Annotated in this window: 13 protein-coding genes; 11 read left to right on the forward strand and 2 right to left on the reverse strand. The window is 70.9% G+C overall.

Annotation, left to right across the window (positions count from 1 at the left end; genetic code table 11):
• The first annotated feature begins 31 nt into the window (after positions 1-31).
• Together ACFYPN_RS29715 and ACFYPN_RS29720 are read left to right on the forward strand one after the other, a co-directional pair.
• The gene (locus ACFYPN_RS29715) at positions 32-1888 is read left to right on the forward strand and encodes a glycoside hydrolase family 15 protein (RefSeq protein ID WP_358761920.1); all 1857 of its coding nucleotides are present in this window, start codon (positions 32-34) and stop codon (positions 1886-1888) included.
• A gap of 112 nt (positions 1889-2000) precedes the next feature.
• A complete protein-coding gene (locus ACFYPN_RS29720) occupies positions 2001-2978 on the forward strand; it encodes a LysR family transcriptional regulator (RefSeq protein WP_389302505.1) in 978 nt (325 codons plus the stop codon).
• Here ACFYPN_RS29720 and ACFYPN_RS29725 read toward each other — a convergent pair.
• Both ACFYPN_RS29725 and katG read right to left on the reverse strand, forming a co-directional pair.
• Entirely contained in the window at positions 2962-4056 is a 1095-nt protein-coding gene (locus ACFYPN_RS29725; RefSeq protein ID WP_389302508.1) for a glycosyltransferase family 4 protein, read from the reverse strand. The two genes, ACFYPN_RS29720 and ACFYPN_RS29725, sit on opposite strands and share 17 nt — an antisense overlap.
• 412 nt (positions 4057-4468) lie before the next feature.
• On the reverse strand, positions 4469-6724 hold the full coding sequence (gene katG, locus ACFYPN_RS29730) for a catalase/peroxidase HPI (protein ID WP_389302510.1): 2256 nt from the start codon (positions 6722-6724) through the stop codon (positions 4469-4471).
• A gap of 377 nt (positions 6725-7101) precedes the next feature.
• On the opposite strand from katG, the gene ACFYPN_RS29735 reads away from it, so the two are divergent.
• From ACFYPN_RS29735 to ACFYPN_RS29775, 9 genes are all read left to right on the forward strand, one after another.
• Positions 7102-7512, forward strand: coding sequence for a transcriptional repressor (locus tag ACFYPN_RS29735; RefSeq protein ID WP_358766020.1), 411 nt, complete (start codon positions 7102-7104; stop codon positions 7510-7512).
• Positions 7513-7728: 216 nt separating this feature from the next.
• Positions 7729-8169: an ATP-binding protein gene (locus ACFYPN_RS29740; RefSeq protein WP_358766022.1), complete on the forward strand. Its 441-nt coding sequence runs from the start codon at positions 7729-7731 to the stop codon at positions 8167-8169.
• Between the two features lie 489 nt (positions 8170-8658).
• Positions 8659-9789 carry an ROK family protein gene (locus tag ACFYPN_RS29745; RefSeq protein ID WP_389302513.1) on the forward strand — a complete coding sequence of 377 codons (1131 nt, stop codon included), beginning with the start codon at positions 8659-8661 and terminating at the stop codon, positions 9787-9789.
• Positions 9790-9847: 58 nt separating this feature from the next.
• Positions 9848-11188 carry an extracellular solute-binding protein gene (locus ACFYPN_RS29750; RefSeq protein WP_358766026.1) on the forward strand — a complete coding sequence of 447 codons (1341 nt, stop codon included), beginning with the start codon at positions 9848-9850 and terminating at the stop codon, positions 11186-11188.
• Positions 11189-11209: 21 nt separating this feature from the next.
• The gene (locus ACFYPN_RS29755; RefSeq protein ID WP_358766028.1) at positions 11210-12145 is read left to right on the forward strand and encodes a sugar ABC transporter permease; all 936 of its coding nucleotides are present in this window, start codon (positions 11210-11212) and stop codon (positions 12143-12145) included.
• 5 nt (positions 12146-12150) lie between these two features.
• Positions 12151-13062 (forward strand): carbohydrate ABC transporter permease, encoded by a 912-nt coding sequence (locus tag ACFYPN_RS29760; RefSeq protein ID WP_389302516.1) that lies wholly within the window; start codon positions 12151-12153, stop codon positions 13060-13062.
• A gap of 3 nt (positions 13063-13065) precedes the next feature.
• Positions 13066-14331 (forward strand): 6-phospho-beta-glucosidase, encoded by a 1266-nt coding sequence (locus tag ACFYPN_RS29765; protein ID WP_389302518.1) that lies wholly within the window; start codon positions 13066-13068, stop codon positions 14329-14331.
• A 17-nt stretch (positions 14332-14348) separates the two neighbouring features.
• Positions 14349-15431, forward strand: a complete 1083-nt coding sequence (locus ACFYPN_RS29770) for an N-acetylglucosamine kinase (protein WP_389302567.1) — start codon at positions 14349-14351, stop codon at positions 15429-15431.
• A 297-nt stretch (positions 15432-15728) separates the two neighbouring features.
• Positions 15729-17537, forward strand: coding sequence for an adenylyl cyclase (locus tag ACFYPN_RS29775; protein WP_358766035.1), 1809 nt, complete (start codon positions 15729-15731; stop codon positions 17535-17537).
• Positions 17538-17663: the final 126 nt, after the last annotated feature.

Here is a 17663-nt window from a genome sequence, read left to right on the forward strand (position 1 = left end):
GCGACACATGGCCGTTCGACTGGAGACGCACGTGGCCGGGCGCATCGAGGATTACGCACTCATCGGAGACATGCAGACAGCGGCGCTGGTCTGCCGGGACGGCACGGTCGACTGGCTCTGCCTCCCACGCTTCGATTCCCATGCCATTTTCGCCGGGCTCCTCGGTACCGAGGAGCACGGTTTCTGGCGCCTGGGACCGCTGGAGCCCGAAGGAGACGCGGACGGCGAGGACGGCAGGGACGGGAAGGGCGCCGGGGACGGAAGCCGCAGGGAGCCGCCCGCCGCGGACCGGCGGCGTTACCGCGGCGACTCCCTGATCCTGGAATCGGAGTGGGACACACCGCGCGGCACCGTCCGCGTGATCGATTTCATGCCGCCGCGTGACGGCGCCCCCCAGCTCATCCGGATCGTGGAGGGCGTCAGCGGCCGGGTGCCGATGCGCTCGTCCCTGCGGATGCGGTTCAGCTACGGCCGGATCACCCCCTGGGTGCACAAGGTCGACAGCCGCACGGTCGCCGTGGCCGGACCCGACTCCGTCTGGCTGGACACGCAGACCGAGACGTACGGCAAGGACCTGACCACCTACTCCGACTTCACCGTCTCCCCCGGCGACCGCATCGCCTTCACCATCAGCTGGCAGCCCTCGCACCACCAGCCGCCCGCCCTGCCGGAGCCGGAGGGCGCGCTGGAGGCGACCGAGCGGTTCTGGGAGGAGTGGGTGGCGCAGTGCACGTACCACGGCCCCTACCGCGAGGCCGTGATCCGCTCACTCATCACCCTCAAGGCACTCACCTACGCGCCCACCGGCGGCATCGTCGCCGCTCCCACCACCTCGCTGCCCGAGGAGATCGGGGGCGTTCGGAACTGGGACTACCGCTACACCTGGCTCCGCGACGCCGCGATCACCCTCTCCTCGCTGCTGCGCACCGGCTACCGCGAGGAAGCCCGTGCCTGGCGCGAGTGGCTGCTGCGCGCCGTCGCGGGCGACCCGGAGAACCTGCAGATCATGTACGGCATCGCCGGTGAGCGCGAGCTCGGCGAGGCGGAGCTGGACTGGCTGCCCGGCTACGAGAACTCCGGCCCGGTACGCGTCGGCAACGGCGCCGCCGACCAGCTCCAGCTCGACGTGTACGGCGAGGTCACCGAGGCGCTGCACCTGGCGCACATGACGGGCCTCGCCCGCAACGACTACGCCATGGGTCTCCAGCTCAAGCTGATCAGCTACCTGGAGAACCACTGGTACGAGCCGGACGAGGGCATCTGGGAGGTGCGCGGCCCCCGCCGGCACTTCGTGCACTCCAAGGTGATGGCGTGGGTCGCGGTCGACCGGACGATCAAGCTGATCGAGTCGGGGGACGTGGAGGGGCCACTGGAGCGGTGGCGCGAGCTGCGCGACGACATCCACCGGGACGTCTGCGACCGGGGTTACGACCCCGAGCGCAACACCTTCACCCAGTCCTACGGCTCGAAGGAACTGGACGCCTCTCTGCTGCTGATCCCGCAGATGGGCTTCCTCCCGCCGGACGACAAGCGGGTCATCGGCACGATCGAGGCGATCCAGCGCGAGTTGTCGACCGAGGACGGGTTCGTGCTGCGCTACCCGACCTCCGGCGACGACGCGGGCGTGGACGGTCTGGAGGGCGACGAGGGCGCGTTCCTCGCCTGCTCCTTCTGGCTGGCGGACGACCTGGCGATGATCGGGCGGGTCGACGAGGCCCGTCGGCTCTTCGAGAAACTGCTCTCGCTCCGCAACGACCTGGGACTGCTCGCCGAGGAGTGGGACTCCCGGCTCCAGCGCCAGGTGGGCAACTTCCCGCAGGCGTTCAGTCATGTTCCGCTCATCGACACCGCGCTGCGCCTGACGGCCAGCGGGGCGTACGCGGGCTGACCGGAAGTCCGCCCCGCGCGGAGCGGCTCTCCCGGAGCTGCTCCGCGCACACCGGCGCGGACCGGACCGGAGCACCCCACAACGATCGGTTGTGCGGGCTTACGGTGGGCGGGTGGACACCGAAGCAGTGCGATCGTTCGTCCGGGCGGCCGAGCTCGGCCAGGTGCAGCACGCCGCCCACGAGCTGGGCGTGACGCAGCAGGCCGTCTCCAAGCGGATCGCCACCCTGGAGCGGCAGCTGGGGGTCCGGCTGTTCACCCGTACCGCCCGGGGCGTCGAGCTGACCTTCGACGGCCGGGCGTTCCTCCCGCACGCGCGGAGCGTCGTCGCGGGCGCCGACCGGGCCGTCGCCGCGGTCCGGCCGGGTTCCCGGGCCCTGCGGATCGACGTGCTCGGGCTGCGCAGCGCACAGGCGGTCGTCCTGCACGAGTACTGGCGCGCCCGCCCCGGGACCGACCTGGACGTGGTGACGCTCCGGGTCGACGATCCACGCGTGGTGGTCGCCGCGGTCGAGGCGGGCGAGATCGACGCCTCGTTCCGTACCGTCACCTCCCCGGACACCCTGCCGCGGGACGTGCGGATGATCCACGCCTTCGACTCTCCGCTGGAGCTGCTCGTGGGGCCGGGGCACCCGCTCGCCGCTGCGCCGGGGCTGACGCCGTCGCAGCTGCGCGGGCACCGGATCTGGGTGCCGGGCATCGCGCCGGGGAGCGAGTGGGCGGAGTTCTACGACCAGCTCGCCACGGCGTTCGACCTGCGCATCGACGCGACGGGCCCGCACTTCGGGGACGAGGTGCTCCTGGACACCCTCGCGGAGTCCGCGGACGTGGCCACGCTCGTCGGGGCCCGCGACCGTTACCTGTGGCCGGTCTCGCACGACCTGCGCCGCATCCCCGTGGTCAATCCGACGCTCGTGTACCCGCTCTCGCTGCTCCTGCCCCGGTCGAATCCGCATCCGGACCTCCGGGACGTGATCGCCCACCTCGAAGCCCTGCCACCGCTCCCGCAGCCGGTCTGGTTCCCGTCCTGGGCGGCCGCCACCCGGCCCCGCGATCACGGCCCGGGGACGGGTGTCAGCGGGTCCGGTTGAACGGCTGCGCCAACTCGTCGTAGACGCTGAGCACATGGGTGATGGTGTCCTCCTCGGTGGGCCAGCCTGCGGCCTGCGCCCGGCCCTCGGCGGCCAACAGAGCGCGGCGGTCCGGATCGAGGAGAAGGCCCGTGACCGCCTCGGCGAGCGCACCGGCGTCGCCGTACGGGACGAGCACGGCCGCGTCGCCCACGAGTTCGGGGGTGCCGCCGACCGCGGTGGCCACCAGCGGCGTCCCGGTGCGGAGGGCGTTCTGGGCGAGGGTGGAGCGGGCCTCCCAGCGGCTGGGGATCACCACCAGGTCGGCTGCCGCGACGAGTTCGGCGAGGTCGTCACGGACGCCGATCAGCCGGACGGGCAACCGCTCACCCTTGATGCGGCGTTGCAGGGCGGCCCGCTCGCGGCCCTCCCCGGCGATGACGATCTGTGGCACGGGGTCCAGCGTGCTCAACAGCCGGGCGGCGTCGAGCAGCGCCCCGTACCCGTGACGCGGCATCAGGCTGCCGGCCGCGAGTAGCAACGGGACGCCCATGGAGCCGAGTTCGGCCCGGACCTTGTCGCGGTGCGCCGCGTCGGCGGTGGTGCGGGGGGCGGGGGCGGCGACCGGCGCCAGCCGGGCGTCCCGGGCTCCCCTGCGGCGGGCCCGGTCCACGAGGTCGGAGGAGGTGCCCAGCAGGACGGCGGCCGTGCGGGCCGCCCGCGCCTCCAGCAGGTGCCGCACGCGCCGGAGGGCGCCCTCGGCGTGGCCCCGGCCGTGCCAGGTCACGACGAGTGGGGTGCGCAGACCGCCGAGTGCGGCGGCGGCGCGGACGGCGGCGTGGGGGCCGTGCGCGTGCACCACGTCCGCGCCGAGGCAGGCGGAACGCAGGGCGGCCATGGAGACGGGGTCGCCGCGCCGGGGCACCGCAGCGAAGCGCGCACCGCTCGCGGAGAAGTCGTGGACCCGGTCCACGGCGGCGGGCGCGCAGACGGTGACCTGCACCCCGCGGGCGATCAGCCCCGCGGCGAGCGATCCGACGTGGGCGCCGCTGCCGGCCCCACCCCCGCCCAGGACCTGCACCGTTCGCAGCTGTGACACGTTGATTGGCTCCCGGACTTCCCGTGTCGGTGAGGGGCGCGCGCCACGACGGCACAGCCCAAGGATGCCAGCTCGTACGGGTGTTACGGACCGCCGTAACGTTGCTGCACCCCCGGGAGACGACAACCGGCCGCTGCGTATCACTCCCACGAGTGACCACCCGGGCAGGAAGTCGCTGTCCGTCGGGGCGCCTGTGCCCGGCGCGTGCGACGCCGGGGGCCGGGGCCCCCGGCGCGGCTCTAGTGCCGCGCCCGGGAAGCTTTGCCCCGTCGCGGTGGTCGGCACGCGCACTCGCGGCGTTGACCGGAAGTCCTGGTAGCGGAGCTACCAGGACTTCCGGCCGCCTTGCGATCGCACGCACCGACCACCACTCCTCATGGGGCAAACACTGCCGGGCGCGGCACTAGCAGGTTCAGTTCAGGTCGAAGCGGTCGAGGTTCATGACCTTGGTCCAGGCGGCGACGAAGTCGGTCACGAACTTGTGCTGCGCGTCGTCGGCGGCGTAGACCTCGGCGAGTGCGCGGAGTTCGGAGTTGGAGCCGAAGACGAGGTCGGCGCGGGTGCCGGTCCACCTGACCTGGCCGGACGCGTCGCGGGCCTCGAACTCGTCCTGCGCCGACGACGTCGACTTCCAGGTGATGCCCAGGTCGAGCAGATTCACGAAGAAGTCGTTGGTCAGCGTGCCCGGGCGGTCGGTGAGGACACCGTGCTTCGAGCCGCCGGTGTTGGCCCCCAGCACGCGCAGACCGCCGATGAGGACCGTGGTCTCCGGAGCGCTCAGCGTCAGCAGGTTGGCCCGGTCGAGGAGCAGGTACTCGGCGGGCAGGCGGCTGCCCTTGCCCGCGTAGTTGCGGAAACCGTCGTACACGGGTTCCAGGGCGGCGAAGGACTCGATGTCCGTCTGGTCCTGCGTGGCGTCGACCCGGCCCGGGGCGAACGGCACCTGTACCTCGACGCCGGCGTCCTTGGCCGCCTGCTCGACGGCCGCGTTGCCCGCGAGGACGATCAGGTCGGCCAGCGAGACCTGCTTGCCGCCCTTGGCGTTGAAGGACTCCTGGACGCCTTCCAGGGCGCGCAGGACCTGGGTCAGCTCGTCCGGGTTGTTCACCTCCCAGCCGCGCTGCGGTTCCAGACGCACCCGCGCACCGTTGGCGCCACCGCGCTTGTCACTGCCGCGGAAGGACGCGGCCGAGGCCCAGGCGGCCGAGACCAGCTGCGCCACCGTCAGGTCCGTGGCGAGTACCTGCTCCTTGAGCGAGGCGATCTCCGCCGCGTCCAGGGGCTCACCGGTACGAGCGGGCAGCGGGTCCTGCCACAGCAGCACCTCCGAGGGCACCTCGGGACCCAGGTAGCGCTGGATCGGACCCATGTCGCGGTGCGTCAGCTTGTACCAGGCGCGGGCGAAGGCGTCCGCGAACTCGTCCGGATTCTGGTGGAAGCGGCGCGAGATCTGCTCGTAGGCCGGGTCGAAGCGCAGCGACAGGTCGGTGGTGAGCATCTGCGGCTTGTGCTTCTTCGACGCGTCGTGCGCGTCCGGGACGGTCGCCTCGGCGTCCTTGGCGACCCACTGCTGCGCACCGGCCGGGGACGTGGTCAGCTCGTACTCGTAGGCGAAGAGGTTGTGGAAGAACTCGTTGCCCCACTGGGTCGGGGTGCTGGTCCAGGTCACCTCCAGGCCGCTGGTGATGGTGTCCCCGCCCTTGCCGGTCCCGTACGAGTTGCGCCAGCCGAGGCCCTGCTCCTCCAGCGGGGCGCCCTCGGGATCCGCGCCGACGCTCTCGGCCGGGCCCGCGCCGTGCGTCTTGCCGAAGGTGTGGCCACCGGCGATGAGGGCGACGGTCTCCTCGTCGTTCATGGCCATCCGGCGGAAGGTCTCGCGGATGTCCCGGGCGGCCGCGATCGGGTCCGGGTTGCCGTTGGGGCCCTCGGGGTTGACGTAGATCAGCCCCATCTGGACCGCGCCGAGCGGGGTCTCGAGCTCACGGTCGCCGGTGTAGCGCTCGTCGTCGAGCCAGGTGGTCTCCGGACCCCAGTAGACGTCCTCCTCCGACTCCCAGACGTCTTCGCGGCCTCCGGCGAAACCGAAGGTCTTCAGGCCCATGGTCTCCAGGGCGACGTTGCCGGTGAGGATCAGCAGGTCGGCCCAGGAGAGCGCCTGGCCGTACTTCTTCTTGACGGGCCACAGCAGACGCCGGGCCTTGTCCAGGTTGCCGTTGTCCGGCCAGCTGTTCAGCGGGGCGAACCGCTGCTGACCGGCGCCCGCACCGCCGCGGCCGTCGCTGATGCGATAGGTGCCGGCGCTGTGCCAGGCCATCCGGATCATCAGCGGGCCGTAGTTGCCGAAGTCGGCGGGCCACCAGTCCTGCGACGTGGTGAGCACCGCGGCGATGTCCCGCTTCACCGCGGGCAGGTCGAGCCCCTGGAACGCGGCCGCGTAGTCGAAGTCGGCGCCGAGCGGATTCGCCACGGCCGGGTTCTTGGCAAGGACCTTCAGGTTGAGACGGTCCGGCCACCACTGGCGGTTTCCGCCGCCCTGCGTGGGGTGCGCCGCGCGGCCGTGGGCCACGGGGCACCCGCTCGCCTGCGCCTCGGGCACCTCGGGGAGAGCCGTCTCGGGCGAATCCGGGGTGACGGGATCAAAGACGTGTGACTCGTGGTTCTCGGTCATGAGCAGTCCTTCCGGACCCGGCGGGTCGTGGGGCGCTGAACGGGGGAGGAGGATTCGGGCCGTGCAGAAGGGGCACGCTGTGTGCCAGGGTCTCGTCGCGGCCCGCCCTCACGGACCACCGGACCGGTGGGTCCGGGCGGTGGGACGAGGACGGTGCTCGTCGGCGCCGTGTGCACGACCCGCACCACTCCCTCACGCGTCTCTGCTGCCGTACCGGTGTCTTCCTGTCTCTTGGATGGAGCCAGAATCGATCCTACGATGGACTTCGTCCAAGTCAAGAAGAGCGCTAGACCCAGAGTGCACAAATGTGGGGTCGTCCGGTCCTTCCGTTCCTTCTGGGCCGGGCGTCCCTCGCGAAGCGGAGCAGGTGAGACGAGATGAGCGGCCTACTTGAGCGGCTGCGGGACCGTGACTGGCGGCTGACCTCGCAGCGGCGTGTCGTCGCGGAGGTCCTCGACGGCGACCACGTGCACCTGACCGCGGACGAGGTGCATCTGCGGGCCGCCGCGCGGCTGCCCGAGATCTCCCGCGCGACCGTCTACAACACACTGGGGGAACTCGTCGCCCTCGGCGAGGTGCTGGAAGTCTCCACCGTTGGCCGGGCCAAGCGGTACGACCCGAACGCACGCCGCCCCCATCAGCACCTGGTGTGCTCCGGCTGCGGCACGGTCCGCGATGTCCACCCGGTCGGCGACGCCCTCGGCGACCTGCCCGAGGGTGAGCGGTTCGGGTTCGCCGTCGGATCGGTGGAGATCACCTACCGAGGCCTGTGCCCGGCCTGCGCCTGACCGCGAAGGGAGCAACGTCCGCCAACAGCAGCGGAATTCGCGGGCCGGGCGCCGAGCGCCCGCTCGGGCGCGGGCGGGGTGGCCAGGTCCGCCCCGGTGGACGCGCGGGGCGACCGTCGCCCCCCACCGGGACGTCCGACGGACACGCACGTCGTTCACGGGGAGGAAGACGCGGTTGGGGGTAGACGAGTGAGGACCGCGGAATGAGGAGGGACAATGGCGAAGGACACGTCGCTGCGCGCGATGGGATGGGCTCAGACGTTTCCGGTCTCGCAGGGCGTGCGGGCCGGCCGTCGGTGGACGCGTGAGCACCTGGCGTCCCTGGAGTGGACCAGGAACGCACCCGAATCGGTGGACGCGATCCTGCTCAGCGTTTCCGAACTGGTGACCAACGCGCACGTGCACGCGCACAGTGACGCCCAACTGGTTCTGACCTGGGACAGCCACTGCCTGCACGTGAGCGTCCACGACAAGGACCCCGTTCCCCCCGCCAGGCAGCCCGAGGACGTCACGAGGCTCGGAGGGCGCGGACTGGTTCTCGTCGACGCACTCGCCGACGGCTGGACGACCCATCCGCAGGCATCGGGCAAGACCATCACCGCGTGCTTCGTACCACCGGGCGCTCCGAAGCCTCTGCACGGTGACGACGTCAGCTGAAATCCGTTGCGGACGTAACCTTGTGACGATCCGTCAGTAGTGATGGCCCGTCAGGCATGCCCTCTGGCGGTCTGCGGTCGGGCGGGACCGGCGGCCTGCCCGGCCGTCATGACCGCCCTCGGGAGCGGGGCGGCGGGCCGGTGCGGTCGCTGCCACTCCGGCGGCAGGAGCGTCCCGCGGGCAGACCCCGTCGAGGGCAAGGGCTTCCCGCGACCACTTCCCCCGGCGAGGTCCCGCAAGGGCTTCCCCCGAGGACGTCCCTCGACGGCCTCGCGCAGCATCACTCGTGCCGCCCGGACGGTGGCGACATACGATGAGTTGTCACACTTCATCCCTGAGGCCTCACGTTCCTCTCCCGCAGGAACACCCCTTGACGCCCTTCTCCGGCGGACCTACATTCCTCGAACAGATCGGAAAGTGTCCTAACTATTCATCCAGGAGTCATCCATGGTCGCTCCGGCGAGGGGAACCCCGGGTACCCCGCGCACCATGCGTGCGATGAACGACCGTGCGGCCCTCGATCTCCTCGCGGAACACGGCGCCCTGACCCGGGCACGCATCGGTGAACTCACCGGCCTCTCCAAGGCGACCATCTCGCAGATGCTGGAGCGCCTGCAGGGTGCCGGACTCGTCCGGGCAGTCGGGTCGCAGACCGGTGGCCCCGGTCCGAACGCCCTGCTCTACGAGGTCGAACCCTCCGCCGGGTACGTCGCCGCCCTGTCCGCGGGCCCCACCGGCATCACCGCGATCGTCGCCGACATCACCGGGCGCGAGGCCGGCCGCTGCCACATCGCGGCGAGCGCCGTCGCCGAGGACGTTCGCCACCGCACCGCCCAACTGGTCGCCGAGGCCGTGGAGGGAGCGCTCCGCCGGGCCGGGCTCGGTCACGACAGGATCGCGGCCGCCGTCATCGGTACGCCGGGAGCCATCGATCCCCGCAGCGGACAGCTCCGGTACGCCCCGCACCTGCCCGGCTGGCACTCCCGCACCCTGCGCGGCGAACTGGCCGAGGTGCTGGGCACCCCGGTGGACATCGAGAACGACGTCAACCTCGCCGCACTCGCCGAGCAGTACGGCGGCGCCGCCCAGAACCGGGACAACTACGTGCTGGCCTGGATCGACGAGGGTGTGGGCGCCGCCATCGTGCTCGAAGGGGCCGTGTTGCGCGGCGCGACCGGAGGGGCGGGCGAGATCGGTTACATGCCCCTGCCCGGCGCGCCCCTCGCACGCGAGGAAGCCGGGCGGCCCGGCCAGGACGCCGGCGGCGGCTTCCAGAGCCTGGTCGCAGCGGCCGCCGTACGACGGCTGGCCGGCGGCAGTGCCTCGCTGGAGGAGGCGCTCGCCGACGACTCCGTACGCGGGGAACTGGCCCGTCGGCTGGCCACCGGCCTTGCCTCGGTCGTCGCCGTGGTCGACCCCGACCTCGTCGTGCTGTCGGGCGGAGTCGCCCAGGCCGGCGGCGAATCTCTCCGCGCCCTCGTGGAGCAGGAGATGACCGGCCTCGTCCTTCCCCGGCCCGAGCTCCGCATCAGCGAGCTGGACGGCGATCCCATTCTCATCGGGGCCCTGCGCCGCGCCCTCACCCGGGCGCGCCACACCGTCTTCGACACCTCCGCCTGATCCCCACCGCCCCTGTTCCGCACTCCCCTGCGGGGAGACCACCGCAAAGGAAGCCGCCATGCATCGATGGCGCATACGCACGTGCGTGTCCGTGGCACTCGCCACGGCCGGACTGCTGCTGTCCGGCTGCGCCAACCCCGGCGTCGGCAGCGCCGAGGACGACGTGACCGCCCCCGTCACCCTGAAGTTCTGGCACGGCTGGTCGTCGCCCGGTGAAGTGAAGGCGATCAACGACTCGCTCGCCCGCTTCGAGAAGCTCCACCCCAACATCCACGTGTCGGCGACCGGTAATGTCGCCGACGCCACGATCAACCAGGCCCTGCGGGCCGGTGGCGGCAGCGCACCCGATGTGATCACCTCGTTCACCACCAACAACGTGGGCCAGTACTGCGAGTCCGGGATGTGGGCGGACCTCGATCCGTTCTTGCACAAGGCGGGCGTCGACAAGACGAAGGTGTTTCCCAAGAGCCTCTTGCAGTACACGAGTTACCAGGGGAAGCAGTGCGCGCTCCCGCTGCTCGCGGACGCGTTCGGCATGTACTACAACAAGGACGCGTTCCGGGAGGCGGGCATCGCCCGTCCGCCGCGGACCATGTCGGAGTTCGTCGCCGACGCGAAGAAGCTGACCGTGCGCTCCGGCAAGGGGGCGTACGAGCGGGTCGGCTTCATGCCCAACTTCCGTCTGTACCAGAACAGCCCGGACCGTCTGTTCAGCCAGTGGGGCCCCACGTACTTCGACAAGGAGGGTCACTCGATCCTCGCCGAACAGAGGGCGACGACCGACTTCTACCGAGTCGCCGGCCAACTCGCGGACGCGCAGGGCGGTTACGCCGCCCTGGAGAAGTTCCGCACCTCGTTCGGTGACGAGTCGTCGGCGCAGAACGCCTTCCTCACCGGGAAGCTCGCCATGCACCTCGACGGCGAGTGGCGCGGTCTGATGCTGAACGACGCCAAGGCCGGCTTCGACTGGGGCGTGGCCCCGCTCCCGGTGCCCGACGACCAGGCGGACACGTACGGGCGCGGCTACCTCACCGGAACGGTCACCGGCGTCGCCCACAGCAGCACGCACCAGAACGCGGCCTTCGAGCTGGTCAAGTTCCTGACGACGGACACCGGCCAGGTGGTGGACTTCGCCAACGCGATCCACAACGTGCCCTCGACGTTCGCGGCGCTGAAGTCACCCGATCTGGACGCCGACCCGACGTTCAAGGCGTTCATCGACATCGCGCAGAACAAGTACAGCCAGGCCATGCCGCAGTCGGTCACCGGCGGCATGTACATCACGTCGTTGCAGGACTTCTCCTACTCCGTCGAAGCGGGACGCATCCCTGACCTGCACAAGGGACTGCGCGCGCTCGACGATCAGATCGACGCGGACACCCTCCAGTCGAAGAGCTGACCGACGCAGGAGCACCACATCATGGCCCTCACCCTTTCCCCGCCCACGCGGCGCAGACTGCGTACGCTCGGCTTCCTCTCCCCGTGGCTGATCGGTTTCAGCGTCTTCTTCGCCTATCCGCTGATCGCCACCGTCTACTTCTCCTTCATGCACTACAACCAGATCGAGCGGCCGACCTTCGTCGGCCTGCGGAACTGGACCTACGTCTTCGAGCAGATGCCGCTGTTCGGACCCGCCCTGTGGAACACCCTCTGGCTGGTCGTGGTCATGGTGGCGCTGCGGGTGGTCTTCGGGCTGACGCTCGGACTGCTCGTCACGAAGATCAAGACCGGCCCCGGCTTCTTCCGTACGGCCTTCTACCTCCCGTACCTGGCGCCCCCGGTCGCCGCGACCGTCGCCTTCGTCTTCCTCCTCAACCCGGCGACCGGCCCGGTCAACGGCATCCTCTCCGCCATCGGGATCGACGGTCCGAACTGGTTCAACGACCCGGACTGGGCCAAGCCGTCCCTCGTCATGCTCTCGCTCTGGGGCATCGGCGACCTGATGGTGATCTTCATGGCGGCCCTGCTCGACGTACCGAAGGAGCAGTACGAAGCCGCCGAACTCGACGGCGCGGGAGCGTGGTCCAGGTTCCGCTATGTCACCTGGCCGTCGATCACACCGATCGTGATGTTCGCGGTGGTCACGGGCGTCGTCCAGACGATGCAGTACTACACGCAGGCCCTGGTGGCCGGGAAGCTCGCCTCCGGCGTCTCGATCGGCCCGGGCTCGGTCATCCAGCCCGGCTACCCGGACCACTCGACCCTCACCGTCCCGCAGCTCGTCTACTCGATGGGCTTCCAGAATTTCAACACCGGCGCGGCGTGCGTTCTGTCGCTCGTGCTGTTCGCCATCGCGATGGCCGTGACCATGCTGCTCATGCGCAAGCGCTCGGGCCTGCTCTCGGCGGAGGACTGATTCCGGTGACCACTACGACCATCGAAGCCCCGGCCCCCACCAGGGCCCCGTCCACCGCAGGCACGCAGGGCCCCGAGGCCGCACGGGCCCGGCGCACCCGCGTACTGCACTGGATCGCCGTCCACAGCGTGGCCCTCGCTGTCGCGCTGCTGTTCCTCCTGCCGTTCGTCTTCGTGTTCCTGACGTCCGTGATGAGCGACGCGCAGGCCATGAGCGGTGACCTGTGGCCCGACTCCTGGCACTGGGAGAACTACACCGCCGTCTTCCGTACGGAAGGCTTCCTCACCTGGTGGAAGAACTCATTGGTGTACGCCGGGCTCGGCACGCTCCTCACCGTCTGCTCCGCCGTCCCGGTCGCCTACGCGCTCGCCAAGTTCCGCTTCCGCGGCCGGCGGGGGCTGATGATCCTCGTCATCTCCACGATGATGCTCCCGCCCCAGGTCATCGTGATTCCCATGTACCTGGTGTGGGCCCAGCAGTTCCACCTCTCCGGAACGCTGTGGCCGCTGATCATCCCCATGGCGTTCGGCGACGCCTACTCGATCTTCCTGCTGCGGCAGTTCCTGCTGACCATCCCCAAGGAGTACATCGAGTCGGCCCGCGTCGACGGCTGCGGGGAGCTCCGCACGCTGCTGACGATCATCGTCCCGATGGCGAAGCCGGGGATCGCCGCCATCGCGCTCTTCCAGTTCTTCTACTGCTGGAACGACTACTTCGGCCCGCAGATCTACGCGGCGCAGAACCCCGCTTCCTGGACGCTGAGTTACGGGCTGGAATCCTTCAAGAGCGCCCACGCCGTCAACTGGAACCTGACCATGGCCGCGACGCTCCTCGTCATGGTGCCGGTCGTCATCGTTTTCTTCTTCGCACAGAAGGCCTTCGTCGAAGGCGTCACACTCACCGGAGTAAAGGGCTGATTGATGAAGCTCGCAGTAGTGGGTGGCGGGTCCACCTACACACCTGAACTGATCGACGGTTTCGCCCGTCTGCGCGACACCCTGCCGATCGAGGAACTCGTCCTCGTCGACCCGGCGCCCGACCGGCTCGAACTCGTCGGCGGCCTCGCCCGGCGGATCTTCGCCAAGCAGGGCCACCCGGGCCGCATCGTCACGACCTCGGACATCGACGCGGGCGTCGCCGACGCCGACGCCGTCCTGCTCCAGCTGCGCGTGGGCGGCCAGGCCGCCCGCAACAGGGACGAGACCTGGCCGCTGGAGTGCGGCTGCGTCGGCCAGGAGACCACCGGGGCCGGCGGTCTCGCCAAGGCGCTGCGCACCGTTCCCGTCGTCCTGGACATCGCCGGACGCGTCCGGCGCGCCAACCCGGACGCGTGGATCATCGACTTCACCAACCCGGTGGGCATCGTCACCCGGGCGCTGCTCCGGGCCGGCCACAAGGCCGTCGGCCTCTGCAACGTCGCGATCGGGTTCCAGCGCAAGTTCGCCGCACTCCTCGACGTGACCCCGGGCGAGATCCACCTCGACCACGTCGGCCTCAACCACCTCACCTGGGAGCTCGGGGTACGTATCGGCGGTCCGGACGGCGAGAACGTGCTGCCCCGGCTGATCGCCGAGCACGGCGCGTCCATCGCCGCCGACCTGCACATGCCGCGCGAGATCGTGGACCGGCTCGGCGTGGTCCCCTCGTACTACCTGCGGTACTTCTACGCGCACGACGAGGTCGTCCGGGAGCTCGGTACCAAGCCCTCGCGGGCCGCCGAGGTCGCCGCGATGGAGAAGGAACTCCTCGCCATGTACGGCGACCCGGCCCTCGACGAGAAACCGGCCCTGCTCGCCAAGCGCGGCGGCGCCTTCTACTCCGAGGCGGCCGTCGACCTGGCCTCCCGGCTGCTCGGCTCGGGCGGTTCTCCCCTCCAGGTCGTCAACACCGCCAACAACGGCACCCTGCCCTTCCTCCCCGACGACGCGGTCATCGAGGTCCAGGCGGCCATCGACGCGCAGGGAGCCACACCGCTGGCCGTGCCGGAACTCGACCCGCTGTACTCCGGCCTCATCGGCCACGTGACGGCGTACGAGGACCTCGCCCTCGACGCCGCCCTGCGCGGTGGCCGCGACCGGGTGTTCAAGGCCCTGCTCGCGCACCCCCTGATCGGCCAGTTCGAGTACGCCGAAGCGCTCACCGACAAGCTGATCGCCCACAACCGGGAGCACCTCGCGTGGGCCTGACCGCTTCCCTCCTCGCCATGGACGCGGGGAACAGCAAGACGGACGTGGCCGTCGTCGCCGTCGACGGCACCGTCCTCGGTACGGCCCGGGGCGGTGGCTTCCAGCCGCCCCGGGTGGGCGTCGAGCCGGCGGTGGACGTGCTCGCCGAAGTGACCGACCGCGCGCTCGCGGCAGCGGGCGCCGTGGGTGCCGAACACGTCTCCGCGTGCCTCGCCAACGCTGATCTACCCGTGGAGGAAGCACAGTTGGCGGAGGCGATCCGGCGCCGGGGCTGGGCCCGGAGCGTCGACGTGCGCAACGACACCTTCGCGGTTCTGCGCGCCGGTCTGACGGAGGACGCCGAGCCGCGAGGCGTGGCCGTGGTGTGCGGCGCCGGGATCAACTGCGCGGGCATGCTCCCCGACGGCCGCACCGCGCGCTTCCCCGCCATCGGCCGCCTCTCCGGAGACTGGGGTGGTGGCGGCGGCCTGGCCGACGAGGCACTGTGGTTCGCCGCACGCGCCGAGGACGGCCGCGGCGAGGCCACCGCGCTGATGCGCACCCTGCCCGCGCACTTCGGGCTCCCCTCCATGTACGCGCTGATCGAGGCCCTGCACCTCGCCCACCTCGCACCGCACCGCAAGCACGAGCTGACACCGGTGCTCTTCGCGACGGCCGCGGACGGGGACCGGGTCGCGCGGGCCGTGGTGGACCGGATGGCGGACGAGGTCGTGGCGATGTCCACCGTCGCCCTCACCCGCCTCGGCCTGCTCACGGAGGAGGTCCCGGTGCTCCTCGGCGGCAGCGTCCTGGCCGCCCGCCACCCCCAGCTGGACGGCCGCATCCGCGCCCTGCTGGCGCAGCGCGCTCCGCGGGCCGAGGTACGGGTGGTCGCCGAACGGCCCGTGCTGGGATCGGTGCTGCTGGGGCTCGACGCGGTGGGGGCGGAACCGGAGGCGTACGCCCGCTCCAGGGCCCACTACGGGGAACCCGCCGGAAGCACGGAGCCCGCGAGCTCCACCGGCCCAACGCACGACCCGGGCCCTCTCGACCGCCACGGCCCTCTCGACCGCCACGGCCGTCTCGACCACCAGGGCCGGCCCGCCGTCAGGCCGGGATGACGGCGTCAGCGGCGGAGATCCGCGCTCGGGTCCGGCCGGTGGTGGCTGGAGGCTGAGGGACTTCCTGACCGGGTCCGCCGCTGTTCGGCGGCGACGGAGCCGAGGGGTGGAATCATGCGCCTTTTTCATGGCTTCGTCCGGTCGGGTCCGGGCGTGATTCTTCAAATGCTGCTTGGCGCAAGCGCATTGACGCTCCCCGGTGACGGTGATTCACTTCGTGGCTGAGAGAGCGCTCTCAGAGATCGGGGACCGGGTCATGGTCCCGTCCATCCACGCCATGCAGGGAGAGCCGTGTCCATGATTCCCTCTCGCCGTAGTGTGCTGCGCGGGGCAGCCGCTGCCGCTGCCTCGGTGCCGCTGATCAGCGGAGCCGGTTCAGCACCGGCGTTCGCGTCGGGGGCCTCCGACAAGCACCGGACCGGCCACGCCTCCTCCGGGCTCGGCCCGAACGTCCTGGTCTTCGATCCGTCCATGAGCGACGCCTCGATCCAGGCCCGGGTCGACGCCGTGTTCGCCGTCCAGGAGTCCAACCAGTTCGGCGACGAGCGCTTCGCCCTGGCCTTCCAGCCGGGCACCTACACCGTCGACATCAACGTCGGCTTCTACACCCACGTCCTGGGCCTCGGTGCGAGCCCCTCCGACGTGGTGATCAACGGTCATGTCACCGTCGACGCGCAGTGGTTCGACGGAAACGGCACCCAGAACTTCTGGCGGGCCGCGGAGAACCTGACCATCGTGCCGCCGGACGGGCTGGAGCGCTGGGCGGTCTCCCAGGCCGCCCCGATGCGCCGCGTCCACATCAAGGGGAACATGACCCTGATGCCGAGCCCGCCCGGCAACCAGTGGTCCAGCGGCGGCTTCCTGGCCGACAGCAAGGTGGACGGACAGGTCGATTCCGGCTCCCAGCAGCAGTGGCTGTCGCGCAACGACACCTTCGGCAGCTGGACCGGTTCCAACTGGAACATGGTGTTCGTCGGCACCGAGGGCGCCCCCGCGCAGTCCTTCCCGGCCCCGCCGATGACCACCGTCGACCGCACTCCCGCGGTACGGGAGAAGCCGTTCCTCACCGTCGACCGCCACGGCTCCTACCAGGTCTTCGTGCCCGCGCTGCGCACCGACAGCACCGGCACGACCTGGGAGCACGGCCCGGCCCGGGGACGCACCATTCCGCTGTCGCGCTTCCACGTGGCCCGGCCCGGCGACTCGGCCGCCGAGATCAACCGGGCCCTCGCCCAGGGCAAGCACCTCCTGATCACACCCGGCATCTACGACATCTCCGCACCGCTGCGCGTGAGCCGCGCCGGAACCGTGGTCCTGGGCCTGGGCCTCGCCACCCTGCGCTCCACCCGGGGCAACACGGTGATCGAGGTCGCGGACGTCTCCGGCGTCACGCTCGCCGGCCTGCTGTTCGAGGCGGCCTCCCACCACACCCCGGTACTGCTGCGCGTCGGCCACGGCCGGAGCCGGCAGCGGCACAGCGCCGACCCGACGGTGCTGTTCGACGTCGTCGCCCGGATCGGCGGAGCGGTGGCCGGCGGTGCGGGAGTCAGCGTCCAGGTCGACAGCAACGACGTGATCTGCGACCACCTCTGGCTCTGGCGCGCCGACCACGGTCTCGACGGCACCGTCGGCTGGACGGTCAACCCGGCAGACACCGGCATCGTGGTGAACGGTGACCACGTCACCGCGTACGGACTCTTCGTCGAGCACTACCAGAAGTACGAGGTGCTGTGGCAGGGCGAGCACGGCCGTACGTACTTCTTCCAGAACGAGCACCCGTACGACGTGCCCACCCAGTCGGCCTGGCGGCACGGGTCCACCCTCGGCTACGCCGCCTACAAGGTCGGCGACCAGGTGCGGGAGCACCACGCCTGGGGCCTGGGGAGTTACTGCTTCTTCAACCTCGAGGCGGACATCTACACCGCCGCCGCCTACGAGGTCCCCGACACCCCCGGCGTCGTCTTCACCGACCTGATGACGGTCTGCCTCAACGGCCCCGGGGGTGGCGGCATCCTGCACTGCATCGACAGGGCGGGCGACCCGGTGCAGAACGGCTTCGCGACGTACTTCATGAAGTCGTACTCCAACGGGGTCGCCGGCGTCTGACGCGGTGAGGTACGGGAGTGGGGGGGGGGGGGGCCCGCCCCCCCCCCCCCCCCCCCGGGGCCCCCCCCCCAAACCCCCCCCGGGCCCCCCCCCGGGCGGACGCCGGGGGGGGGGGCGGGGCCCGCC

This window comes from Streptomyces sp. NPDC005576 (assembly GCF_042871745.1).
Classification (GTDB): Bacteria; Actinomycetota; Actinomycetes; order Streptomycetales; family Streptomycetaceae; genus Streptomyces.